Below are 19677 nucleotides of genomic sequence, written 5' to 3'. Positions count from 1 at the left end.
GCCACAGCAAATAAATTTGCTTCGCAATGACAGAAAATATTGAATTATGAGTAACAACAAAATAGTAACACCGAGAGGAGCATATCCACACACAAAACAAGTAGGTAATTTTATTTTTGTTTCTGGCACAAGTTCTCGTAGACCAGACAATACCATTGCTGGAGTTGATATTATCGACGAGATGGGCACTAAAAAGCTAAATGCTTATACCCAAACCCAAGAAGTTTTAAAAAACATAGAAGGTAATTTAGCCAAAGTTGGAGCATCCTTAAAAGATGTAGTAGACGTCACCTCTTTTTTAGTAAACATGAATGACTTTGCAGATTATAATAGGGCTTATGCTGAGTTCTTTGATAAGGAAACAGGACCAACCAGAACCACAGTTGCAGTACACCAATTACCACATCCAGATTTGGTGATTGAAATAAAGGTGATGGCTTACAAGAAATAACACTAATTAACACACTGTCACCTCGAGCATTTTCGAAATGCAAATATATTTGAATTGAAGATAGTAAGCATAGCTTAACAAGAGGTCAATAAGGTCTCGCATCTCGACTCCGCTCGATATGACAGCTCGACCAGACAAACTAAGCTATACTAAAAATTGTATTCTGTAACAAAATACTATCTTTAAACACACATAGTTAACCAACCTCAACGACTACCATCAACCTAATTTGCTTTCAATATTAACGAAGCAAATAAGATTCCCGCTTTCTCGGGAAATAAATATGATTAAATTTTTTCGGCGTGTTCGTCAACGTCTGCTTACTGAAAACAAATTCAGTAAATATCTCATCTATGCCATTGGTGAAATTATCCTTGTGGTAATCGGAATTCTCATTGCCTTACAAGTGAGCAACTTCAACGAACAAAGAAAACAGCAAGAACAGGCATTTCAACTTAAAAAAGCCTTACAAACCGAATTAAAGGCAGATATAGAGTTGATTAAACTAGATTTAGAGTATATAGAGAAGGAACTGAAAATAAACAATTCATTTGCGCAAAGATTATCTACTGCTAGTGCAACTGAAGACACACTCATACAAATTGTTAGACACGAATACAGAACGGGCTTCAATGGTGCACGCACATTAGACAAAACAACATTTAACTCATTAGAATCTACAGGTAAAATTAATTTGCTCAGTAATGAAATAGCGAGTAGAGTACAAAAATATTATAGAGATAGAGACTTGATTATTAGTGATAATAAAATCAACCTTCAAATTTATTTTAATTTGGTTGAGCCATTTTTATTGAAGTATCCTAACGACAGTTTTTCTATTACAGGGCCTCTTCAAGACACGTATTGGAAAAATGCAGATGTTAATACACTAAACAGCATGTTCAATGGCCTTTTGACCATGCGATTATTTACATTGAATGTTAGAAAAGGAAGGCTAAACAAATCCTTAGAAGTAACACAAAACCTAATTAATCAATTAGATTAAAGAAATCAATGATAAAATTCTTTCGAAAAATCCGTCAAAATCTGCTTTCTGAAAACAAATTCAATAAGTACATACTCTATGCCATTGGCGAAATCACACTTGTAGTTATTGGTATTCTCGTTGCTGTGCAAATTAATGCATGGTATCAAAAACGAACTTTAAAAATTAATGAAACAAATACTTTAAGTCAGTTAAATATAGATTTAAAAGAAAACCATAAGGAGCTTTCAGAAATGTACGAGATGATTGAAGCAAGTAATGTAGCAGGTGAGAAAATATTAGACCATTTAAAGTATAGAAATGAAGTCACAGATTCATTGCGGTATTGGATAGAAGAATTTAATATTTCTAACATTTTCAATAATGCCAATACCACTTATAAAAATCTCGAAAACAGTGAGAATAATATTATCTCTAATGATTCCTTAAGACTTCGTATAACCTTAATGTACGAAAAAGACTTTGCTAATGTACATAAACGCGAAGCAATGTTTTACACAGAGCACTATACGAATTATAAAAACGAACTTCTTAAAAATTTTAAAACAGGACCTGTTTTTTACCAATGGTTAGAAAAAGCCACTTTGGAAGTTAATACACCTATAGATTTCAATGATTTAAAACGGAATGAAACTTATAAAAACGCAATGGTAGAACTCTATAATTTTAGACTATTGCGATTACACTGGTTAAAAAGCTCTTTAGAAGATTTAGAAAACCTTATTAAAGATATAGAAAAAGAAATTAGTAAACAATGATTAAATTCTTTAGACATATCAGAAAATCATTAATCTCAGAGGATAAAATGGGAAAATACTTTAAATACGCTATTGGTGAAATATTACTAGTAGTTATTGGGATTTTAATTGCACTACAGATTAACAATTGGAATGAAAACAGGAAATCCAGACTTACTGAGGTTACTAAACTCAATAAACTTCTCGAAGATCTAAAACTAGATTCTATTGCTTTCGACTCAAATCTTAGAGTGCTATCAGAAATAAATAACTTGCACCAACAACTTTATAATATTGGGTACAAAAACACTAATGAGCCATTAACTGAAGATCCAAATAATATCAGACGTTACATAACTCTTGAAGCACCAAGTTTAAAAACATCATCATTATTAGTAAGTCAATTAAATAATGAAACGATTAGAAAAGAACTTATGGATTATAATGAAGATTTAAACTTAGGTGTAATTGAAATGAATGAGTTTGTGGGTATAGTCAAAGATAAAATAAGACCTTATTTAGGTCAAAAGGAAGCTTATAATTTATCCAGTCAGTTTGAGACTCAAGATTTAGAAAAAGTAAATATGATAACTAAAGAAGACCTTATTAAAATCAGTAAACAAGTTGATTTTCAGCAAATTCTATTTGAAGTAAATCTTAAATTAAAATCCAATTTATATCATATTAAAAATGAAAGTTTAAGACGAAATAGCAGACTTCGAAATTTAATGATTAATGAATTAAAAACTTACTAATGATTAAATTCTTTAGACATATCAGAAAATCATTAATTGAAAAAAATAAAATGGGTAAATACTTTAAATACGCCATTGGTGAGATATTGTTGGTAGTCATTGGAATATTGATTGCACTACAAATTAACAACTGGAATGAAAACAAAAAAATTGAAAATGAAATAACTCAAACTATTAGTGATTTAGAAAATGACTTAACTTATAATCATAAAGAAGCACAAAGGATTCTAAAATTTTACTATCAATTGGATAGTTTAACCAAATTAGGCATTTATAAAAAACTCAAAAAAGAGGATTATTATGAAAATAATTTTCTTGATTATATCACGACGAACTGGGATCAACTAAGACCAAAGACCAGTAACATCATTAAGTTAATAGATTACGAAAAAGATGCAAAAAAAGAATACAAAGAAGTCATTGAGGAAGCTAAATTATTACGAGATCAAAAAGTAGATTTAGATAGCAATTGGGAGCATGTAACTAAAGTTATTAGTGATGAATTAGAATATATGAGTCAGTACCTGTTTACATCAGCCAAAGACAGTATTAATAAAGAAGCCAAAATTAATTTCTTTTTACATAATCCTGAGTATGAAAAACGACTTTATAAGAGTTGGTCAATGAATCAAGTGTATTACGATAATATATCAAGATATATGGCTGTAAACTTAGCAACATTATTAAAAATAAAACAGGCAAATAAAGATTTTGACACCTCTCAAATGAAGCAGTTATTAGCACATTATAATATGAAACCTTTTAAAAAAGCAGCGTGTTCAGAGTCACAAATTACAACACAGCAGTATAGAAAATATAGAGCATCACATCTGATTGTAAACACTACTAAAGATTCGATGTTTCTAAACTTATATTTTGATAAAAAGGCAACAAGCCAACTTATACTAGAGCCTTACCAAATGGCTCGAAGCTATAGCTATTTTGTAGGTGTAGATGGAAATCAAAATGTGCTATATGAACAGGTAGATAATAGTGGCAATTGTATTAAAAAATTTAGAGCTATTCAGAACGGTTATTTAATAATAGAATAAAGCTTATGATTAAATTCTTTCATTATCGAAACAAAATTTTGCTTTTGCAAAATCAAAGGTCTAGTAGACCTTTGGTGAAGATAGCCGCTTGCCAAAAAATTAAAATCAACAATCATGATTAAGTTCTTTAGACAAATACGATACGATCTCATGAAACAAAACAAGACTAGCAAATACTTTAAATACGCCATTGGCGAAATTATCCTTGTTATGGTTGGTATTTTATTGGCCTTAGGCATAAACAACTGGAACCAAGACAGATTGTATGACAAACAAGAACTAAATTATTTAGGCAACTTAAAAGAGGAATTAGCGAACAACCTTGATCAGCTAAGCGCAATCGATTCTGTTTATTCATACTTTGAAAAGGAAAATATTAAGGGTATGACCCTACTAAAAAACAGTCCTTCAATTTATGAATTTAAAACTATAGATTCTTTAGTAAGTACGATGTGGATGACCTTTCAAGTCACCAGTAGTACTTATAATGAAATGTTGAATAATGGAAGCTTTTATACCCTTAAAAATAAGACCTTAAAAAATCAAATAGATGAACATTATAGTCTTGCAAAAAGATTTGATACCGCATTTTTAGAGATAAACAGTAATGGACAAAATATTTCTTACAATAAAGATATCTATCCTTTAGAATTGTTGTTAGATAGATTAAATGAGAACCCTATAAATTTAAGCGATATCGACACCTCTTGGATACATAATCCTAATTCTAAAATCTATACTGGCTATTTCAGAAAAGTAGAATTTTACATCCATTCAAGTCAAGTAAGAATACGTTTAACAAATAATTTTTCTAAGAGCTGCAAAAGATTAATAGACACGATAGATAAAGAATTAAAACACCATGATTAAGTTTTTTAGACGAATCAGATATCAACTCATGAATGAAAATAAAACAGGCAAATACTTTAAATACGCCATTGGCGAAATATTATTGGTTGTCATAGGAATCCTCATCGCTCTACAAATTAACAACTGGAATGAAAACAGAATAAATTCTAATAAAGAAACTGCGATTTTAGCAAACATTCATAAAGAGTTTCAACAAAACCGAAAACAGTTAGATTCTGTTGTGTTTGGTCATAGACGATCACATACTAATAGTGCAAAAATTATAAAATTATTTCCAATAAAATCAAAACCTAAACCTGCAGTTTTAGACTCTTTAGGTTTTCAACTATTTTGGTCGTATGGAGGTATTACTTTTAATCCTTCGCAAACAAGTATTAACGCATTGGCGAGCACCTCATCTTTCGATATCATTAAAAATGAAACCTTACGCGATTTATTAATTTCTTGGAATGATTTAATTACAGATTATCAAGAAGAAGAATTACGCTCAAGAGATTATGTAACAAATCAATATGATGCATATATGTCTAAACATTTTGATTGGAATAGTAATTTTAAAGATGAGCGAAATAATTTTGATGCATTGCAAACTTTAGAATTTGAATATGTAGTGAAAAATAATTACGATTTAGTTAATCAAATATTAGTGTCTAGCGGCGAATTGCAAAAAGTGCAAGAAACATTAAATACCATTATTGCGCTTTCAAAACCAAAGAACAACTAGATGATATGATCAAATTCTTTAGACATATTCGTCGTTCACTCATCCAAAAAAATCAAATGGGAAAATACTTTAAATACGCCATTGGTGAAATCCTACTAGTTGTAATAGGAATCCTTTTAGCACTTCAAATTAATAACTGGAACGAGCAAAGAAAACTGGAGCAACAAGAAGCCAACTACTACTGCAAGATTAAAGAAGATATTATTAGTGATTTGCTAAATATTCAGCGGTCTACAGAATCCTTAGATGAGCGACAACAAACAACTAAAAGACTCTTAACCAACCTGCTTAAAATACAAGACGATAAATCTGTAATATTGAAGGATTATCTTGGCACATTAAGGTCTTATACATTTGTTCCAAGTAAGTCGGCTATAACAGATATTACCTCTTCTGGTAAACTCGAAAACCTTAAAAATGAAGATTTAAAAAACACCATTCTAAATTATTACTCTGAGCAAGAATATGCTTTAAAAATCATTGAAGCCAATCAGAATAACTTAAGTGGGAAAGTTTTTGATTATGAAGACTATTCCAGTTTCGGGATTCAGGAAACTCCATTGTATAGAGACATTTATGGTGTTGAGCTTCAGTCACTATTAACAAGTACGGATTGGCACAAAGACCCAAATGACAAACTTTTTATACATCTTAAAAACCATATGAATATGACTATGATTCTATGCCAAAGAGAAAAACAACTTATAACTGATATTGAAAGAAAAGCTAAGGCGCTTAGAGATTCTCTTCAAACTTATTGCATACCAAATGATTAAATTCTTTCATTATCGAAACAACATTTTGCTTTTGCAAAATCAAAGGTCTAGCAGACCTTTAGTGAAGATAGCCGCTTGCGGAAAAATTAAAATCAACAATCATGATTAAGTTCTTTAGACAAATACGATACGATCTCATGAAACAAAACAAGACTAGCAAATACTTTAAATACGCCATTGGTGAAATCCTACTCGTTGTTATAGGAATCCTATTGGCACTTCAAATTAATAACTGGAATGATCTAAGAAAAAACAGAAATTACGAACAAGAAATCCTAACGCTAATTAATGAAAATTTAAAAAATGATTCTATTGCTTTGTCCACGCAGTTATCATATTCAAAAGAAGCTACTAAACTAACCAATCAATTGTTAGAGGAAGTTACTCAGGGAATTTATAACGATAACCTAAACCAATGGATGGGAAAAATTATTTCATTTGAAATATTTAAATCACAATCTAGTGCTTTTGAAATTCTAAAATCAAAAGGCATAGATATTATTTCTAACACGGAACTTCAATTAGAACTAATATCCTATTACGATGAAAGTTTATATCATACTTATCAAGCCTTCGAAGATGTTGAAGAATCTTTTAAAAATGACTGGACACCAATTCTTAAAGAAGATTTTTTAGATTACAAATGGCGTGAGTATGCTATCCTTGCAGATGCTAAAGCCTTTTTTACAAAACAATCTAACATAAGTTTTATTAGACTTTATAAAGATAATAGAGCTAGTGGCGAACCTTATTCTGAAATAGCACTAGAAAAAATATCTAAAATTAGAACGCTATCTAAAACATATATTAATGATTAACGCATTCAGAAAAATAAGAAAAGACATGTTTAAGAAAAAAAGCTTTTTAAGTTATATACTTTATGCTATTGGCGAAATAGCATTAATCGTAGTCGGTATTTTGCTAGCGCTATATCTACAGAATAGAAATGAAGAAAATAAAGTTAAAGAAACCGTCAGTAATACTATTAATATGCTAAAAGACGAAATCGATACGAATAAGAATAGAATTAAGCGCGTACAAGACTATCATATTATGGTTAAAGATTCATTATTTAAAATGAGCATGCCAAAATCTGAAAAAGAAATTGATGGGAAATTAAATTTTTGGAAAGGTATGCAAACGCCAAGATTACAAAATGCAGCTTTTCAAACCAGTATTCAATCTGGTATTGGAAAAGAATTTAATCCAGAATTATTAAAAGCGCTAAACGGTCTTTACACCTATCAAGATAGCTATAATGAATATTCTTCTCAGACGACTCAAATTTTCTTTGGTACAGATTTAACGGATTTCAAGAGTTTCGGCAAAGTTATGCGATCTATACAAATGTCTATGAATGATCTCTATTGGTACGAAAAAGAACTCATAGAAATGCTCGATCATAACTTAAAGCAAATCGATTCATTATATCCAGCTATCAATGATTAAATTCTTTCGACATGTACGCAAATCACTTCTTATGGAAAACAAAACATCCAAGTACTTCAAATATGCCATTGGCGAAATTATCCTTGTAGTCATTGGTATTCTCATAGCACTACAAGTGAATAATTGGAACACCAAACGTAATGAGAGTAAGGCCTCAAAAAATCTTATGAGTAGATTACTAATTGAAAGTAATAAAAACCAGGAAGCCTTGAATGAGAATATTGAACGCATCAAATCATTAATGACAGATTCTGAAAGACTGCTTCAATTTATGGGTAATGCTTTTACTAATAAAAATGAAAAAACAATCGATACCTTAATTTATTCTGTTTTAGCGTCCCCTAGTTTAAACTATAAATCTTCTACGCTTGATGAGGCATTAAGTTCTGGTGCAATTTCTTTAATAGTCTCAGATAGTCTACGAGATTTGCTGTATCAAATACCAAGTATCTACGAAATAATTAAAAGAACTGAAAAAAATGAAGATGAAGATAGTACAAACAATCTCATACCCTATTTCTATGATAATATTTCGTTAAGACAAGTCGATTATAGATTTGCACCAATTAAAGATAGAATAGGTAAAAGTGAACTCGATTACTCGGATAACAGAATCATTTTAAATGATAGAAAATTTGAGAGTATCATTGATAATAAAATGTTTTTACTTAATACTGCACTAAATAGAAATATTGAGTATCAAAAATTTAATAGTAAAACTATAAAGTTATTAGAACAAGAAATAGCAAAGCTAAACTAAATGATCAAATTCTTTAGACATGACCGGACTGTCATTGCGAGCATAGCGTGGCAATCTCTTAAAAACAGAGATAAAAACAAACAGATTACCACGTCTCCCGAAATTTCGGAATCCTCGTAATGACAAAACAAGCTAAATTATGATTAAGTTCTTTAGACAAATACGATACGATCTCATGAAACAAAACAAGACTCGCAAATACTTCAAATACGCCATTGGAGAAATCATCCTTGTAGTTATTGGAATTTTAATTGCGTTACAGATTAATAACTGGAATGAGAAAAGAAAAGAACGTGCTCAAGAACAAGACCTGTTAGTTCAACTTCAATCAGAATTCAATAGCAATCTCAAACAATTAGATGAGAAAATTACGATAAGAAGAAATATGTATAATTCATCTCTAAAGCTGTTACATTATATAGACAATCCTGTTGGTATTCATAACGATAGCATTTTAAAGCACCTTGTACAAACTACATTGTCGCCTACATTCGACCCGATAAGTACCGATTTTATAGGTACTGGTAGAATTCAACTTTTACAAAATAATAGACTAAAAGAATTGTTAACACGCTGGTCTAGCGAAATTGTGGCTGTTACGGAAGAAGAGATTCAATGGCTTGACTACTCTCAAAAGCATTATACGCCTTTCCTGTTAGAACATACTTCGCTTAGAAATGTATTGAATTCTTATTGGGAAAATAATACCACAGACGCCTTTAATCTTGACAAGGGAAAAACAATACAGGTCAACCTAAAAAAATCAAAAACCGAGTTTGATGAATCAAAAGTAATTCACAATCCTAAACTTGAAGACCATATGGCCTTTTGCGCATCACTGGCTATAATTGGGAATAGTCAATCCACAAGTTTAAGGCAACGTATAGTCGAAATTTTAGAATTAATAGGACAAGACTTAAAACCAACAGATGATTAAATTCTTTAGACATATTAGGAAATCCTTGCTCATGGAAAACAAAACATCCAAGTACTTTAAATACGCCCTAGGTGAAATATTACTTGTCGTAATAGGAATCCTTATCGCACTGCAAATCAATAATTGGAATGAAGAACGAAAAGAAAATTTGTTCGAGAAAAAAGTGCTTTCAGAAATTTTAATGGATACCGAAGAAGATCTAAAGGAAATGAAAAACGCATTAGATTCGTTAAATGACACTCAAAAATCAAGTCACGCATTACTGTCGCACTTAAATGATAGAAAACCATACCATGACTCATTAGATGTTGATTTTGCCAAACAGTTTCGGCTTTGGTCTCTTTCGCCAAACACTACGGCCTTTGAAACGGCAAAAACTGAAGGGTTACACATTATTAAAAACGACTCTATAAGACTTCTTACTGCAAAAGTGAATGAATATACTTTTGACTATATCCGTGTACTCGAAAGCAGATTTCAAGATTACAAAACTAATATTGTTTTAAGTTACACACTTCCGTTATTTGATAGTTATAATTTCGAAAAAATGAAACCTAGAAATTATGAAGCCTTAATCGAAGATGCTACTTATTTAGGTATTGTAAAAACATTAAGCCTTATGAGAAAGCGCTACTTAGAAAATATTAAGTTCCGCTATGACCTCCTTAAAAAGCTTAATGAAATGATTAAAACTGAACTTGAATGATTAAATTCTTTAGACATATTCATTATCGAAACACAATTTTACTAGTCAAAATCAAAGGTCTAGTAGACCTTTGTTGAAGATAGCCGCTTGCGGAAAAATTAAAATCAACAAACATGATTAAGTTTTTTAGACGAATCAGATATCAACTCATGAGTGAAAACAAAACAGGCAAATACTTTAAATACGCTATTGGTGAAATATTACTTGTCGTAATAGGAATCCTTATCGCACTACAAATCAATAATTGGAATGAAGGCAAAAAAGCTAAAGCAAAAGAACGAGAAGCACTTCTCGAAATCGTGTCAGATTTAGATTATAGTCTAAATGATTTAGATAAGGTTGTTAATACACAGAACAATAATTTAACAAAAAATATTAACTCCCTCAAAATCGTAATTAAGGTTTTACAAACAGATCAGAAATACCATGATTCTTTAGGCACTCACTTTAATTCGACAAACTCATATGACGAACCCTATTTTAAAACAAGTGGTTATAATTCGCTTTCATCAATTGGAATGGATTTAGTAGAGGATTCAAAAATTCGTTCGGCAATAGGGCAGTTTTATAGTGCTGCAATTAGTGATACTGAAGGAGCATTTAGTGAATTAAAAAAAGACTTTCATGAATATATGTTAGATTTTATAAGAAAAGATTTTACACTTTTAACTTTAGATAAAGGGCAAAAAGTATTATATCCTAATAATTATGAAACGCTAAAGGTTAATAAAGAATACATTCAATCTTTAAGAATTTTTTTAGCGCTGAATGAATCCTATCTTAATAGCTTAAATGACATTAAGGATGAAGCTATTCAATTAAAAAAAGATATAGAAACTTATCTAAATGATTAAATTCTTCAGAAAAATACGTCAAAACCTAATTATGGAAAATAAGACAGGCAAGTACTTTAAATATGCCATTGGTGAAATCATTCTAGTCGTTATTGGCATTCTTATAGCACTACAAATTAATAATTGGAATGAAGCACGATTAGAAGGTATACAAGAACAAATAACACTCGCTAACCTTAATGAAGAGTTTCAAGACAATTTAAAAGATTTAGACTCAATAAATCTAGATCTATTGAAAGTGACGCATAAGATGGAACTTCTTTTTTCAATGTTTAAAGAAGAAAACAGTACTGATAATATTAAAAGTTTAGATAGTGTAATAGGTAGTATTTTAACGAGTCCAACTTGGAAACCTAGCGAGTTTGTTTTAAATGATCTTAAAAGCTCTGGTGGATTATCGAAATTAAAAAGTAACAGACTAAAAAAACTATTATTCCAATGGACACGTTTTTTTAATCAAATGAAAGAGACAGAAGAGCAAATGGAGGAGACAAGTAAGGATATCATTGATTTTTTAAAAGTAAATGGATCGTTAAGAAATGTTGACGCTACTGCAAAAACTTTTAATTATGAGCCATCTCGATTATCGATTAATAATCTAGGCTTGTTGCAAAATCCAGAATTTGAAAACCATATTGACGACAAATTATTTGTGCTACACGAAACCAAAGCGCAGTTTGCGATATCAAAACAATTAATATCAAAAATACTAGAAGAGACTTCTGCTGAATGACCATGATTAAATTCTTTAGACATATTAGAAAATCCTTATTAGAACAAAACAAAATGGGTAAATACCTTAAATACGCTATTGGAGAAATACTTTTAGTTGTAATAGGAATCTTAATTGCTTTACAGATTAATAATTGGAATGAAAACAGAAAGGAAAGCTTAGAAGAAAGTTCTATACTACAGAACCTCTATGATGAGTTTTCTGAAAACAAGAAATTATTTGAAAAAAATATGTCCGCAACAAAAATTGCAAAACAAACAGGATATACCATAATGAATCTTATGGGAAAACCAGAGGAGGAATTAAAAACCCAAAATATAGATAGTCTATATATATATGGTTCTCGAACCTGGGGAGTACCGTCCGAGTGAAAATACGATTAATGACCTTATACAATCTGGTAGACTTAGGTTACTAAAAAACAAAACGCTTAAACTACTACTTTACAATTGGCAAAGCGAACTCAAAGACGTGCATGTTGCTTTTGAACGTGCAGAATTAAAAATAGACAATGAATTCATACCATATCTGTCACAACATTATGCATTAAAAGACATAGATAAATATGGAGCATTAAAATGGGAAGAAAACACAAATCTCAAAATAGATAAATATGCCATTTTTAATGATATTGAGTTTGAAAACATTACTGACGATTACCTCTATAGAGTTGTAGCAGCTAAGAAAAGTCTAGAACGAATAGGAAAGACTATAGATGCAATTTTAGAGCAAACGAATGATTAAGTTCTTAATGAGTAATATCCCAATAAATCTTTAAATTGCAGTAATGAATATTTTAAACTTCATCAACGGAAAATTTGTAAATCCAATCAATAATGAATGGCTAGACAACTACAACCCAGCGAGTGGTGAGGTTTATAGCCAAATACCAAACTCATCAAAAGAAGATGTTGAAAATGCATACATCGCTGCAAAATCTGCCTTTCCTGCGTGGAGTCAGACCACTTTAGAAGAACGCAGCAGAATTATGCTCAAAATATCAGAATTAATAGAAGCTAACTTGCAACGTTTAGCAGAAGCAGAAAGTAAAGACAACGGCAAACCTTTATGGTTAGCCAAAGCTATTGATATCCCAAGAGCATCGAGTAATTTTCGTTTTTTCGCAAATGCTATTACACAATTCGCAAGTGAAAGCCACGAAAGTGTTGGGCAGAATGCCATTAATTATACATTAAGACAATCCATTGGAGTTGTTGGCTGCATCAGTCCTTGGAACCTTCCACTCTATCTCTTTAGTTGGAAAATTGCACCTGCCATAGCCGCAGGAAATTGTGTCGTCGCTAAACCAAGTGAAGTCACGCCAATGACGGCTTACTTATTAGGTGAAATCTGCAACGATGCTGGTTTACCAAAAGGTGTTTTAAATATAGTCCATGGACTTGGAGGCTCAACAGGACAAGCCATTGTAGAGCATCCAGATATTAAAGCCATTTCTTTTACTGGTGGAACAACCACTGGAGCGCACATTGCAAGCGTTGCTGCACCAATGTTTAAAAAACTATCTTTAGAATTAGGTGGTAAAAACCCTAACATCATTTTTGCTGATTGCGATTATGAGGATATGCTCACAACCACAGTACGTTCGTCTTTTGCTAATCAAGGTCAAATTTGCTTGTGTGGTAGTCGTGTCTTTGTGGAAGCCTCTATTTATGAAAAATTCAAGAAAGATTTTGTAGAAAAAGTAAAAGCGCTTAAAGTAGGTAATCCCTCTGAAGCGGAGACAAAAGTAGGAGCATTAGTTTCTAAACCGCACTTAGAAAAAGTAAAAGACTATATTAACATTGCAAAAGAAGAAAATGGAATTGTTTTATGTGGTGGAAATGAGGTTAAAGTAAATGGTTATGAAAATGGGTACTATTTAGAGCCAACAATAATTGAAGTTCCCAATGATGAATGTAGAGTAAACCAGGAAGAAATTTTTGGACCTGTTGTCACTATAATGCCATTTAATACTGAAGAAGAAGTTTTAAAAATGGCAAACAAAGTAAAATACGGCTTATCAGCGACACTTTGGACCAACGATTTAAAACGCACAATGCGTATGAGCAATCAATTACAAGTAGGAATCGTTTGGGTAAACACCTGGCTAATGCGCGATTTACGCACACCTTTTGGTGGAGTAAAAAACTCTGGTGTTGGTCGTGAAGGTGGTTTTGAAGCCTTGCGCTTTTTTACCGAACCTAAAAACATATGTATAAAATATTAATTTAAAAAAACAACCATGAACAAATTAAGAACCGTATTAGCAACTATTGTTTTATTAATCATCGTTTCTTGCGGAGAAAGTGAAACGCAGAAAACGTTTTCAAATGACAATTATTCTATTGATTATCCTGGATCTTGGGACTTTGATGATTCTGGAAAATTTAATACAAAATTTTTAATTTATTCAAATGCTGAGATATTGGATGGATTCAGAGAAAATATAAATCTTACTGTTCAGAATCTTCCCGTCAATACTACACTTAAACAGTTTGAAGAAGCAACAAATCAACAACTTTCTCAAATTCCTAAATCAAAAATTATAAAAAGCAACATCATAAAACGAAATGGTAAAGATGTATTTGAAATTGTGTGGCAAGGTTATGTAACAAATAATGATTTAAAATTCAAACAACATTGTTATTTAGAAGATAACAAAGCACATATTGTGACTTTTACAGCAAAACAAGATACTTACGAAAAGTATGAAGAAAAAGCCTCAGAAATTTTAAATAGCTTCACTTTAAAATAAAGAATACTCTCTAGTAAAATATGAACTTACAACTCAACAATAAATTCGCATTAGTCTGCGGCAGTACAGCAGGCATTGGTAAAGCCACAGCACAGGCTCTTGCTGAAGAAGGTACTATAGTTACTTTAATTGCAAGAAATGAAGATAAGCTCAAAACCGTATTGGCTGCACTGCCCCAACATCGTAATCATGATTACATCGTTGCAGATTTTTCGAACCCTGAAGAGTTAAAGCAAAAGGTAGGATCTTATATAAAAGAAAACCATGGTTTCCACATCTTAGTTAATAATACGGGTGGACCAGCAGGAGGTCCAATTTTTTCAGCTAAAGTTGAAGAATTTGAAAGCGCCTTTACACAACATTTAAAATGTAATCATGTGCTAGCTCAGACTATAGTTCCTTTCATGAAAGAAGAAAATTATGGTAGAATAATTAATGTGATTTCAACCTCTGTTAAACAACCTTTGGACGGTCTTGGTGTAAGCAACACTATACGAGGAGCCGTTGCCAATTGGAGTAAGACACTTGCCAATGAACTAGGCCAATTCGGTATTACGGTAAACAATGTTCTACCTGGAGCTACTGGGACAGAACGTCTAACTGAAATTATTAAAAATAAATCTGCAAAGACTGGTAAATCGGAAGAAGAAGCGGCAAACGCCATGAAAAACGCGGTTCCAGCCAAGCGTTTTGCCAGACCCGAAGAAACTGCAGACGCTATTACTTTTCTGGCAAGTGCTCGAGCAGCATACATCAATGGAATTAACCTCCCAGTTGATGGTGGACGCACAAAAAGTTTGTAACTTTATAGAATTACCTTTTAAATTATAAATTATGAGTAAGTTATATCCTCCCATTAACTTTAAAGCATGGATTGAAGAAAACAGACATTTGCTAAAGCCACCTGTAGGTAATAAAGTTGTTTGGAAAGATGGCGATTTCATTGTCATGGTTGTTGGTGGGCCAAATAGCAGAAAGGATTATCATTATAACGAAACCCCTGAGTTTTTCTATCAGGTTGAAGGTGATATCATATTAAAAGTCATTGATAAGGGTACTCCAAAAGACATCCACATAAAAGAAGGGGAAATTTTTCTTTTACCACCCAAAGTACCCCATTCTCCACAACGTGGAGCTAATACGGTTGGTTTGGTTATAGAATATCCGCGCGAAAAAGGTGTCAAAGATGCATTGCTTTGGTTCTGTGAAAATTGCACGACTAAGTTATATGAAGAAGATTTCACTTTGGATAATATAGAAACTGATATGCCATCAATTTTTGACAATTACTACAATGATCAAGATAAGCGTAGCTGCCCAAATTGTGGCGAGATAATGCAACCACCTAAGAAAGTTCAAGTTGAGGATTAAAAAAATCATCCAAACATTCGTCATTACCAGGAAGTATGACGAAGTAATCTCTTAATTAAAAAGATTGCCACGGCGAAAAGCCTCGCAATAACAACAAAATGATAAAACGTAAACTAAGAATAAACGGGCATTCACATTTGCTTCCCTATCCTGAAGAAATTCCAGACTTTATGAAAGACAAGGGGATTTTCTGGGTAGACAAGGATAGAAAGTTTATGCTCCAGAAAGATTGGAATCGACCCATTACGGATTCGAGTTTCTTTTTAAATGAGAAGCTAGCTTGGATGGAGCATTTCAAAATTGACCATGCTGTTGTATTGAATTTATCACAACTTTATGGAAATGGTTTACGCCTCGAGGAAATGAAGCAAGCCCTGCGCTTTCAAAACGATTTTAATGCACGAATTCAACATGAAAATCCTAGTAAATTTACATGTGGCTTTGTTGTACATCCTGGTTTTGTAAGAGGTGCCTGCTGGGAAATAGAACGTTGTGTAGAAGAGCTTGGATTGCAACTCTTATGTCTTCCAACACATTACATGGATACTATTGGCACATGGCGTTGTATTTTTGATGAAGAAAATGAACCAATCTTTGAATTAGCCGACAAGTACAATCTTGCTGTAGAAGTTCATCCTTATGATGGTGAAAAGTTCATAAAATTAGAAAACACCTCTTGGCGCTTTCATTTAATATGGATGTTAGCCCAATGTGCTGATGCCTATCATTTTCTAACACTCAATGGCTACTATGAAAAGTATAAGAACATGCGCGTTTGCTTTGCACATGGAGGTCAATTAGCACAGATTAATTTGGGAAGACGAATCCAAGGTTTTGATGGACGCCCTGATTTATTTGAAGGGAAACGCCATCCAAGAAAAGCGGTAGGTCATAAAAATATCTTCTTTGACACTTTGGTTCATGATACAGGAGGATTAGAATTATTAATTAAAAACCAAGGCTCTAAACAGGTTTTAATGGGATTAGACGACCCCTATCCTCTTGGTGAAATGGAGAGTGAGAAACAATCGTCTTACCCGGGAAAAATTTTAGATTTAGCCATGGAGAGACAAATAATTTCCGAAACAGAACGTGATGCTATTTGGGAAGACAACGTGGTTCAATGGCTATGTGGTGATGATAAAGAAGCGAAGCAAAAACTGATTTCGCGAATTACCGATTGATTCTTTTTTAAATATTATTTCTATATTTAAAATCTAATCAACAACTATAATTATGAGAAAAATTGGAATTTATGCAGCGCTTATAGGTCTAGCCTTAATCATCCTACCCTATTTTGGGCTAACCTTAAGACTTTTTGGAATGATTGATGAACTTGGACAAACACCGGCGTGGGCCATAAAAATAGGCTTAATCGTAGTGGGCGGCGTCCTTTTCTTTATGGGTAAGCCTGATGAAGAAACAGAACTTGAACTTCCAGAAGAAAATTCTGCTGAATAAAATTTTTCTCTTCTAAAAACTGTTGTTACTATGAATTTTTTGCCTGAAGCTATAGACCATTATGTTGTGGCGCATTCAGAGCAAGAACCAAAATTGTTACAACAGCTCACCCGAGAAACGTATCAAAAAGTATTACAACCTATCATGCTTAGTGGTCCCTACCAAGGTAGGGTCCTAAGTATGATTTCCAAATTGATAAACCCAAAATCTATCCTAGAATTAGGGACTTTCACCGGATATTCCACACTTTGTTTGGCAGAGGGTTTACATGCAGATGGGCAAATTCACACCATAGACGTCAATGAGGAATTAGTTGACTTTCAGCGTAAATATTTTGAAAAATCGGGTTTTGGAGATGAAATCATTCAACATACTGGGAACGCGCTAGATATTATACCAGAACTCAAAACGTCTTTTGATCTCGTTTTTATTGATGCCGATAAGCCCAACTATTGTAATTATTTCCATTTAGTTATTGAAAAACTCAATCCTGGTGGCGTTATTCTTTCGGATAATGTACTATGGCACGGAAAAGTTATAAAGGCCATCGACGAAAAAGACATATCCACAAAAGCGGTTTTAGACTATAATACACTTCTAAAAAATGACGAGAGGGTTGAAACGGTTCTATTACCCATTCGCGATGGTCTAACTATAAGCAGGAAAAAATAAAAAAAGGAGCTTTACAATTGTAAAACTCCTTTTTTTATAACGCTTTTAAATTTTACTGTACAGCCTGAAGCGCATCAATATTACCATATCCAAAATTGCTACTCTTATTTGGATAGAAATCTGAAGATTGCTTCAACCTTGTTAGTACTTGTGATCTTGACCAATTTGGATACTTTGACCAGATTAAAGCTGCAATACCAGCCGTTGTTGCGGTCGCCACTGAAGAACCACCAGTGTAACGCCTCTGACCATTATAAAAGCCTAATACAGGTGGTGCTTTGCTACTATTACTAGCGCCTTCCATAATAATTGTAAAATCAATTTTGCTACCACTATGGCAGGTATCACAACGTTTATAATTACTACCGTCATCAACTCCAGTTACAGCAACAGTTTCACTCATAGTTGCAGGAAATATGACTCCGAATCCGTTGGTAAAACTTGTAGAGGTTCCACCTGCAGCAAAAATCAATTTACCTTTACTGTAGGCATATTTAACGGCATCCTTAATATTACCAATAGACCATACATATCCAATGGACATAGATATGATTTTTACGTCACTTCGATTCCCTAATTGGGTTAATGCCATGGATACGCCTTTACGCTCGTGATAATCATTTAAAAGCACATCCTCAGTAGCGCGATAAGCCACTAAATTAGAGTTATAGGCCACTCCTACAGGCATACCATCATTATTTCTTGGCGCTGCCATAGCAGAACCCATAGCCGTTCCATGTCCACATTTATCATGTGGCCCATCATAATTATTTGACCACCACCACCAAGAATCTATAAACGTGCCGTATTTCTGAACAAAACGTCCATTGGAATACCCATCGTTAATTCCTGAGGAATTAAGCAAATATTGCGATGCTGATACTCCTGTATCTATTAAACCAATAGTAACACCAGAACCTGTACTGTAGTTCCAGGCCTGCTGAATATTGTGCTCATTAAAATGCCAAGATACTTGAGCATTATTTGGGCTAGTTGTTGTGTAGTGCGCAGTATTAATAGTATCTGCATTTTTGTCACATCCAGAACTAGATTTTGCATTCAGTTCTTTACCATAATGATTATAGCCATTAGGTTCCATATAGCGTATATTTTTGCTTTCTCTAAGCGCTCTGATGGTTTCAATGTTCTTTACTTCAACATCGATAACGGTAATAATATCATGCTCTAAAAATTTTAATTTTTGCTTTGGGCTTTTTTCATTCTCTATTACAATTTCCAGAATTTCTTCTTTCATAGCCTCTAAAGTAGCATCAGGTTTTTCACTAAAACTTTGACCAGGATTCCCATACCCAATCGTAAGTACATTTTGCCCATGAGCAATGGCACTCCATAAGAAATGCTCATCAACAGCGCTCCAATCAAAATCACCAGTATCCTTAATGGTTTTTGATATCTGGGAATTGATTTGCTTAATACTAAGTGGCTCTTTAAGATTTTGAAGTTTCTTAGGTTGACTTTCAAAGGATGCATCTTCTTCAGAACAAGACACAAACACTATTACTGAAAGCAGCAATAGCATAAATAGATTTTTTTTCATTTAATATGATTTAGACAGTTAGTAATTGCCTAAATATATTAATTTATCCA

General features: G+C 32.6%; 25 protein-coding genes. 24 read left to right on the top strand and 1 reads right to left on the bottom strand.

Going from position 1 to position 19677, the window contains the following annotated elements; genetic code table 11:
• Positions 1–46 precede the first annotated feature (46 nt).
• From H7F21_RS14895 to H7F21_RS14780, 24 genes are all read left to right on the top strand, one after another.
• On the top strand, positions 47–451 hold the full coding sequence (locus H7F21_RS14895; RefSeq protein WP_185790100.1) for a RidA family protein: 405 nt from the start codon (positions 47–49) through the stop codon (positions 449–451).
• 283 nt (positions 452–734) lie between these two features.
• Positions 735–1457 (top strand): DUF6090 family protein, encoded by a 723-nt coding sequence (locus H7F21_RS14890; protein ID WP_185790099.1) that lies wholly within the window; start codon positions 735–737, stop codon positions 1455–1457.
• 8 nt (positions 1458–1465) lie between these two features.
• On the top strand, positions 1466–2215 hold the full coding sequence (locus H7F21_RS14885) for a hypothetical protein (protein WP_185790098.1): 750 nt from the start codon (positions 1466–1468) through the stop codon (positions 2213–2215).
• Positions 2212–2949 (top strand): DUF6090 family protein, encoded by a 738-nt coding sequence (locus H7F21_RS14880; RefSeq protein WP_185790225.1) that lies wholly within the window; start codon positions 2212–2214, stop codon positions 2947–2949. Before H7F21_RS14885 ends, H7F21_RS14880 begins: the two co-directional genes overlap by 4 nt.
• The gene (locus H7F21_RS14875; RefSeq protein WP_185790224.1) at positions 2949–4001 is read left to right on the top strand and encodes a DUF6090 family protein; all 1053 of its coding nucleotides are present in this window, start codon (positions 2949–2951) and stop codon (positions 3999–4001) included. Before H7F21_RS14880 ends, H7F21_RS14875 begins: the two co-directional genes overlap by 1 nt.
• Before the next feature lie 114 nt (positions 4002–4115).
• Positions 4116–4871 (top strand): DUF6090 family protein, encoded by a 756-nt coding sequence (locus H7F21_RS14870; protein WP_185790097.1) that lies wholly within the window; start codon positions 4116–4118, stop codon positions 4869–4871.
• The gene (locus H7F21_RS14865) at positions 4864–5595 is read left to right on the top strand and encodes a DUF6090 family protein (RefSeq protein WP_185790096.1); all 732 of its coding nucleotides are present in this window, start codon (positions 4864–4866) and stop codon (positions 5593–5595) included. The genes H7F21_RS14870 and H7F21_RS14865 overlap by 8 nt, the downstream gene beginning before the upstream one ends.
• 56 nt (positions 5596–5651) lie before the next feature.
• A complete protein-coding gene (locus H7F21_RS14860; RefSeq protein WP_185790095.1) occupies positions 5652–6371 on the top strand; it encodes a DUF6090 family protein in 720 nt (239 codons plus the stop codon).
• A gap of 101 nt (positions 6372–6472) precedes the next feature.
• Positions 6473–7189, top strand: a complete 717-nt coding sequence (locus H7F21_RS14855) for a DUF6090 family protein (RefSeq protein ID WP_185790094.1) — start codon at positions 6473–6475, stop codon at positions 7187–7189.
• Entirely contained in the window at positions 7182–7820 is a 639-nt protein-coding gene (locus tag H7F21_RS14850; RefSeq protein ID WP_185790093.1) for a hypothetical protein, read from the top strand. Before H7F21_RS14855 ends, H7F21_RS14850 begins: the two co-directional genes overlap by 8 nt.
• Positions 7821–7851: 31 nt before the next feature.
• A complete protein-coding gene (locus tag H7F21_RS14845; RefSeq protein WP_185790092.1) occupies positions 7852–8580 on the top strand; it encodes a hypothetical protein in 729 nt (242 codons plus the stop codon).
• A gap of 139 nt (positions 8581–8719) precedes the next feature.
• Positions 8720–9517 (top strand): DUF6090 family protein, encoded by a 798-nt coding sequence (locus tag H7F21_RS14840; RefSeq protein ID WP_185790223.1) that lies wholly within the window; start codon positions 8720–8722, stop codon positions 9515–9517.
• Complete coding sequence (locus H7F21_RS14835; RefSeq protein ID WP_185790091.1) at positions 9510–10223, top strand: DUF6090 family protein; 714 nt, start codon at positions 9510–9512, stop codon at positions 10221–10223. The genes H7F21_RS14840 and H7F21_RS14835 overlap by 8 nt, the downstream gene beginning before the upstream one ends.
• Positions 10224–10336: 113 nt before the next feature.
• Positions 10337–11077, top strand: a complete 741-nt coding sequence (locus H7F21_RS14830; RefSeq protein WP_185790222.1) for a DUF6090 family protein — start codon at positions 10337–10339, stop codon at positions 11075–11077.
• A gap of 31 nt (positions 11078–11108) precedes the next feature.
• A complete protein-coding gene (locus H7F21_RS14825) occupies positions 11109–11810 on the top strand; it encodes a DUF6090 family protein (RefSeq protein ID WP_185790090.1) in 702 nt (233 codons plus the stop codon).
• Positions 11807–12181, top strand: a complete 375-nt coding sequence (locus H7F21_RS17525) for a DUF6090 family protein (RefSeq protein ID WP_185790221.1) — start codon at positions 11807–11809, stop codon at positions 12179–12181. The genes H7F21_RS14825 and H7F21_RS17525 overlap by 4 nt, the downstream gene beginning before the upstream one ends.
• Positions 12147–12554, top strand: a complete 408-nt coding sequence (locus H7F21_RS14815) for a hypothetical protein (protein ID WP_185790089.1) — start codon at positions 12147–12149, stop codon at positions 12552–12554. Before H7F21_RS17525 ends, H7F21_RS14815 begins: the two co-directional genes overlap by 35 nt.
• Positions 12555–12597: 43 nt before the next feature.
• Complete coding sequence (locus H7F21_RS14810; RefSeq protein ID WP_185790088.1) at positions 12598–14037, top strand: aldehyde dehydrogenase; 1440 nt, start codon at positions 12598–12600, stop codon at positions 14035–14037.
• Between the two features lie 15 nt (positions 14038–14052).
• A complete protein-coding gene (locus H7F21_RS14805) occupies positions 14053–14565 on the top strand; it encodes a PsbP-related protein (RefSeq protein WP_185790087.1) in 513 nt (170 codons plus the stop codon).
• A gap of 20 nt (positions 14566–14585) precedes the next feature.
• Entirely contained in the window at positions 14586–15368 is a 783-nt protein-coding gene (locus tag H7F21_RS14800) for an SDR family oxidoreductase (protein WP_185790086.1), read from the top strand.
• 31 nt (positions 15369–15399) lie between these two features.
• Entirely contained in the window at positions 15400–15936 is a 537-nt protein-coding gene (locus H7F21_RS14795; RefSeq protein WP_185790085.1) for a 3-hydroxyanthranilate 3,4-dioxygenase, read from the top strand.
• Between the two features lie 98 nt (positions 15937–16034).
• A complete protein-coding gene (locus H7F21_RS14790; protein ID WP_185790084.1) occupies positions 16035–17120 on the top strand; it encodes an amidohydrolase family protein in 1086 nt (361 codons plus the stop codon).
• A gap of 52 nt (positions 17121–17172) precedes the next feature.
• Positions 17173–17397 (top strand): hypothetical protein, encoded by a 225-nt coding sequence (locus H7F21_RS14785; protein WP_185790083.1) that lies wholly within the window; start codon positions 17173–17175, stop codon positions 17395–17397.
• 30 nt (positions 17398–17427) lie between these two features.
• The gene (locus tag H7F21_RS14780) at positions 17428–18069 is read left to right on the top strand and encodes an O-methyltransferase (RefSeq protein ID WP_185790082.1); all 642 of its coding nucleotides are present in this window, start codon (positions 17428–17430) and stop codon (positions 18067–18069) included.
• A 52-nt stretch (positions 18070–18121) separates the two neighbouring features.
• Here the strand turns inward: H7F21_RS14780 and H7F21_RS14775 are convergent, their stop codons facing one another.
• Positions 18122–19627, bottom strand: coding sequence for a S8 family peptidase (locus H7F21_RS14775; RefSeq protein ID WP_185790081.1), 1506 nt, complete (start codon positions 19625–19627; stop codon positions 18122–18124).
• Between the last annotated feature and the right edge of the window lie 50 nt (positions 19628–19677).

The sequence above is a fragment of the Winogradskyella flava genome (assembly GCF_014243395.1).
In the GTDB taxonomy this organism is placed as follows: Bacteria; Bacteroidota; Bacteroidia; order Flavobacteriales; family Flavobacteriaceae; genus Winogradskyella; species Winogradskyella flava.
This window is presented reverse-complemented; position numbering and strand designations above follow the sequence as displayed.

Bases quoted from the DNA above. Each gene is read 5' to 3' on its own strand.
- H7F21_RS14895 (WP_185790100.1), top strand. From the start codon at position 47: ATGAGTAACAACAAAATAGTAACACCGAGAGGAGCATATCCACACACA.
- H7F21_RS14890 (WP_185790099.1), top strand. From the start codon at position 735: ATGATTAAATTTTTTCGGCGTGTTCGTCAACGTCTGCTTACTGAAAAC.
- H7F21_RS14885 (WP_185790098.1), top strand. From the start codon at position 1,466: ATGATAAAATTCTTTCGAAAAATCCGTCAAAATCTGCTTTCTGAAAAC.
- H7F21_RS14880 (WP_185790225.1), top strand. From the start codon at position 2,212: ATGATTAAATTCTTTAGACATATCAGAAAATCATTAATCTCAGAGGAT.
- H7F21_RS14875 (WP_185790224.1), top strand. From the start codon at position 2,949: ATGATTAAATTCTTTAGACATATCAGAAAATCATTAATTGAAAAAAAT.
- H7F21_RS14870 (WP_185790097.1), top strand. From the start codon at position 4,116: ATGATTAAGTTCTTTAGACAAATACGATACGATCTCATGAAACAAAAC.
- H7F21_RS14865 (WP_185790096.1), top strand. From the start codon at position 4,864: ATGATTAAGTTTTTTAGACGAATCAGATATCAACTCATGAATGAAAAT.
- H7F21_RS14860 (WP_185790095.1), top strand. From the start codon at position 5,652: ATGGGAAAATACTTTAAATACGCCATTGGTGAAATCCTACTAGTTGTA.
- H7F21_RS14855 (WP_185790094.1), top strand. From the start codon at position 6,473: ATGATTAAGTTCTTTAGACAAATACGATACGATCTCATGAAACAAAAC.
- H7F21_RS14850 (WP_185790093.1), top strand. From the start codon at position 7,182: ATGATTAACGCATTCAGAAAAATAAGAAAAGACATGTTTAAGAAAAAA.
- H7F21_RS14845 (WP_185790092.1), top strand. From the start codon at position 7,852: ATGGAAAACAAAACATCCAAGTACTTCAAATATGCCATTGGCGAAATT.
- H7F21_RS14840 (WP_185790223.1), top strand. From the start codon at position 8,720: ATGATTAAGTTCTTTAGACAAATACGATACGATCTCATGAAACAAAAC.
- H7F21_RS14835 (WP_185790091.1), top strand. From the start codon at position 9,510: ATGATTAAATTCTTTAGACATATTAGGAAATCCTTGCTCATGGAAAAC.
- H7F21_RS14830 (WP_185790222.1), top strand. From the start codon at position 10,337: ATGATTAAGTTTTTTAGACGAATCAGATATCAACTCATGAGTGAAAAC.
- H7F21_RS14825 (WP_185790090.1), top strand. From the start codon at position 11,109: ATGGAAAATAAGACAGGCAAGTACTTTAAATATGCCATTGGTGAAATC.
- H7F21_RS17525 (WP_185790221.1), top strand. From the start codon at position 11,807: ATGACCATGATTAAATTCTTTAGACATATTAGAAAATCCTTATTAGAA.
- H7F21_RS14815 (WP_185790089.1), top strand. From the start codon at position 12,147: ATGGTTCTCGAACCTGGGGAGTACCGTCCGAGTGAAAATACGATTAAT.
- H7F21_RS14810 (WP_185790088.1), top strand. From the start codon at position 12,598: ATGAATATTTTAAACTTCATCAACGGAAAATTTGTAAATCCAATCAAT.
- H7F21_RS14805 (WP_185790087.1), top strand. From the start codon at position 14,053: ATGAACAAATTAAGAACCGTATTAGCAACTATTGTTTTATTAATCATC.
- H7F21_RS14800 (WP_185790086.1), top strand. From the start codon at position 14,586: ATGAACTTACAACTCAACAATAAATTCGCATTAGTCTGCGGCAGTACA.
- H7F21_RS14795 (WP_185790085.1), top strand. From the start codon at position 15,400: ATGAGTAAGTTATATCCTCCCATTAACTTTAAAGCATGGATTGAAGAA.
- H7F21_RS14790 (WP_185790084.1), top strand. From the start codon at position 16,035: ATGATAAAACGTAAACTAAGAATAAACGGGCATTCACATTTGCTTCCC.
- H7F21_RS14785 (WP_185790083.1), top strand. From the start codon at position 17,173: ATGAGAAAAATTGGAATTTATGCAGCGCTTATAGGTCTAGCCTTAATC.
- H7F21_RS14780 (WP_185790082.1), top strand. From the start codon at position 17,428: ATGAATTTTTTGCCTGAAGCTATAGACCATTATGTTGTGGCGCATTCA.
- H7F21_RS14775 (WP_185790081.1), bottom strand. From the start codon at position 19,627: ATGAAAAAAAATCTATTTATGCTATTGCTGCTTTCAGTAATAGTGTTT.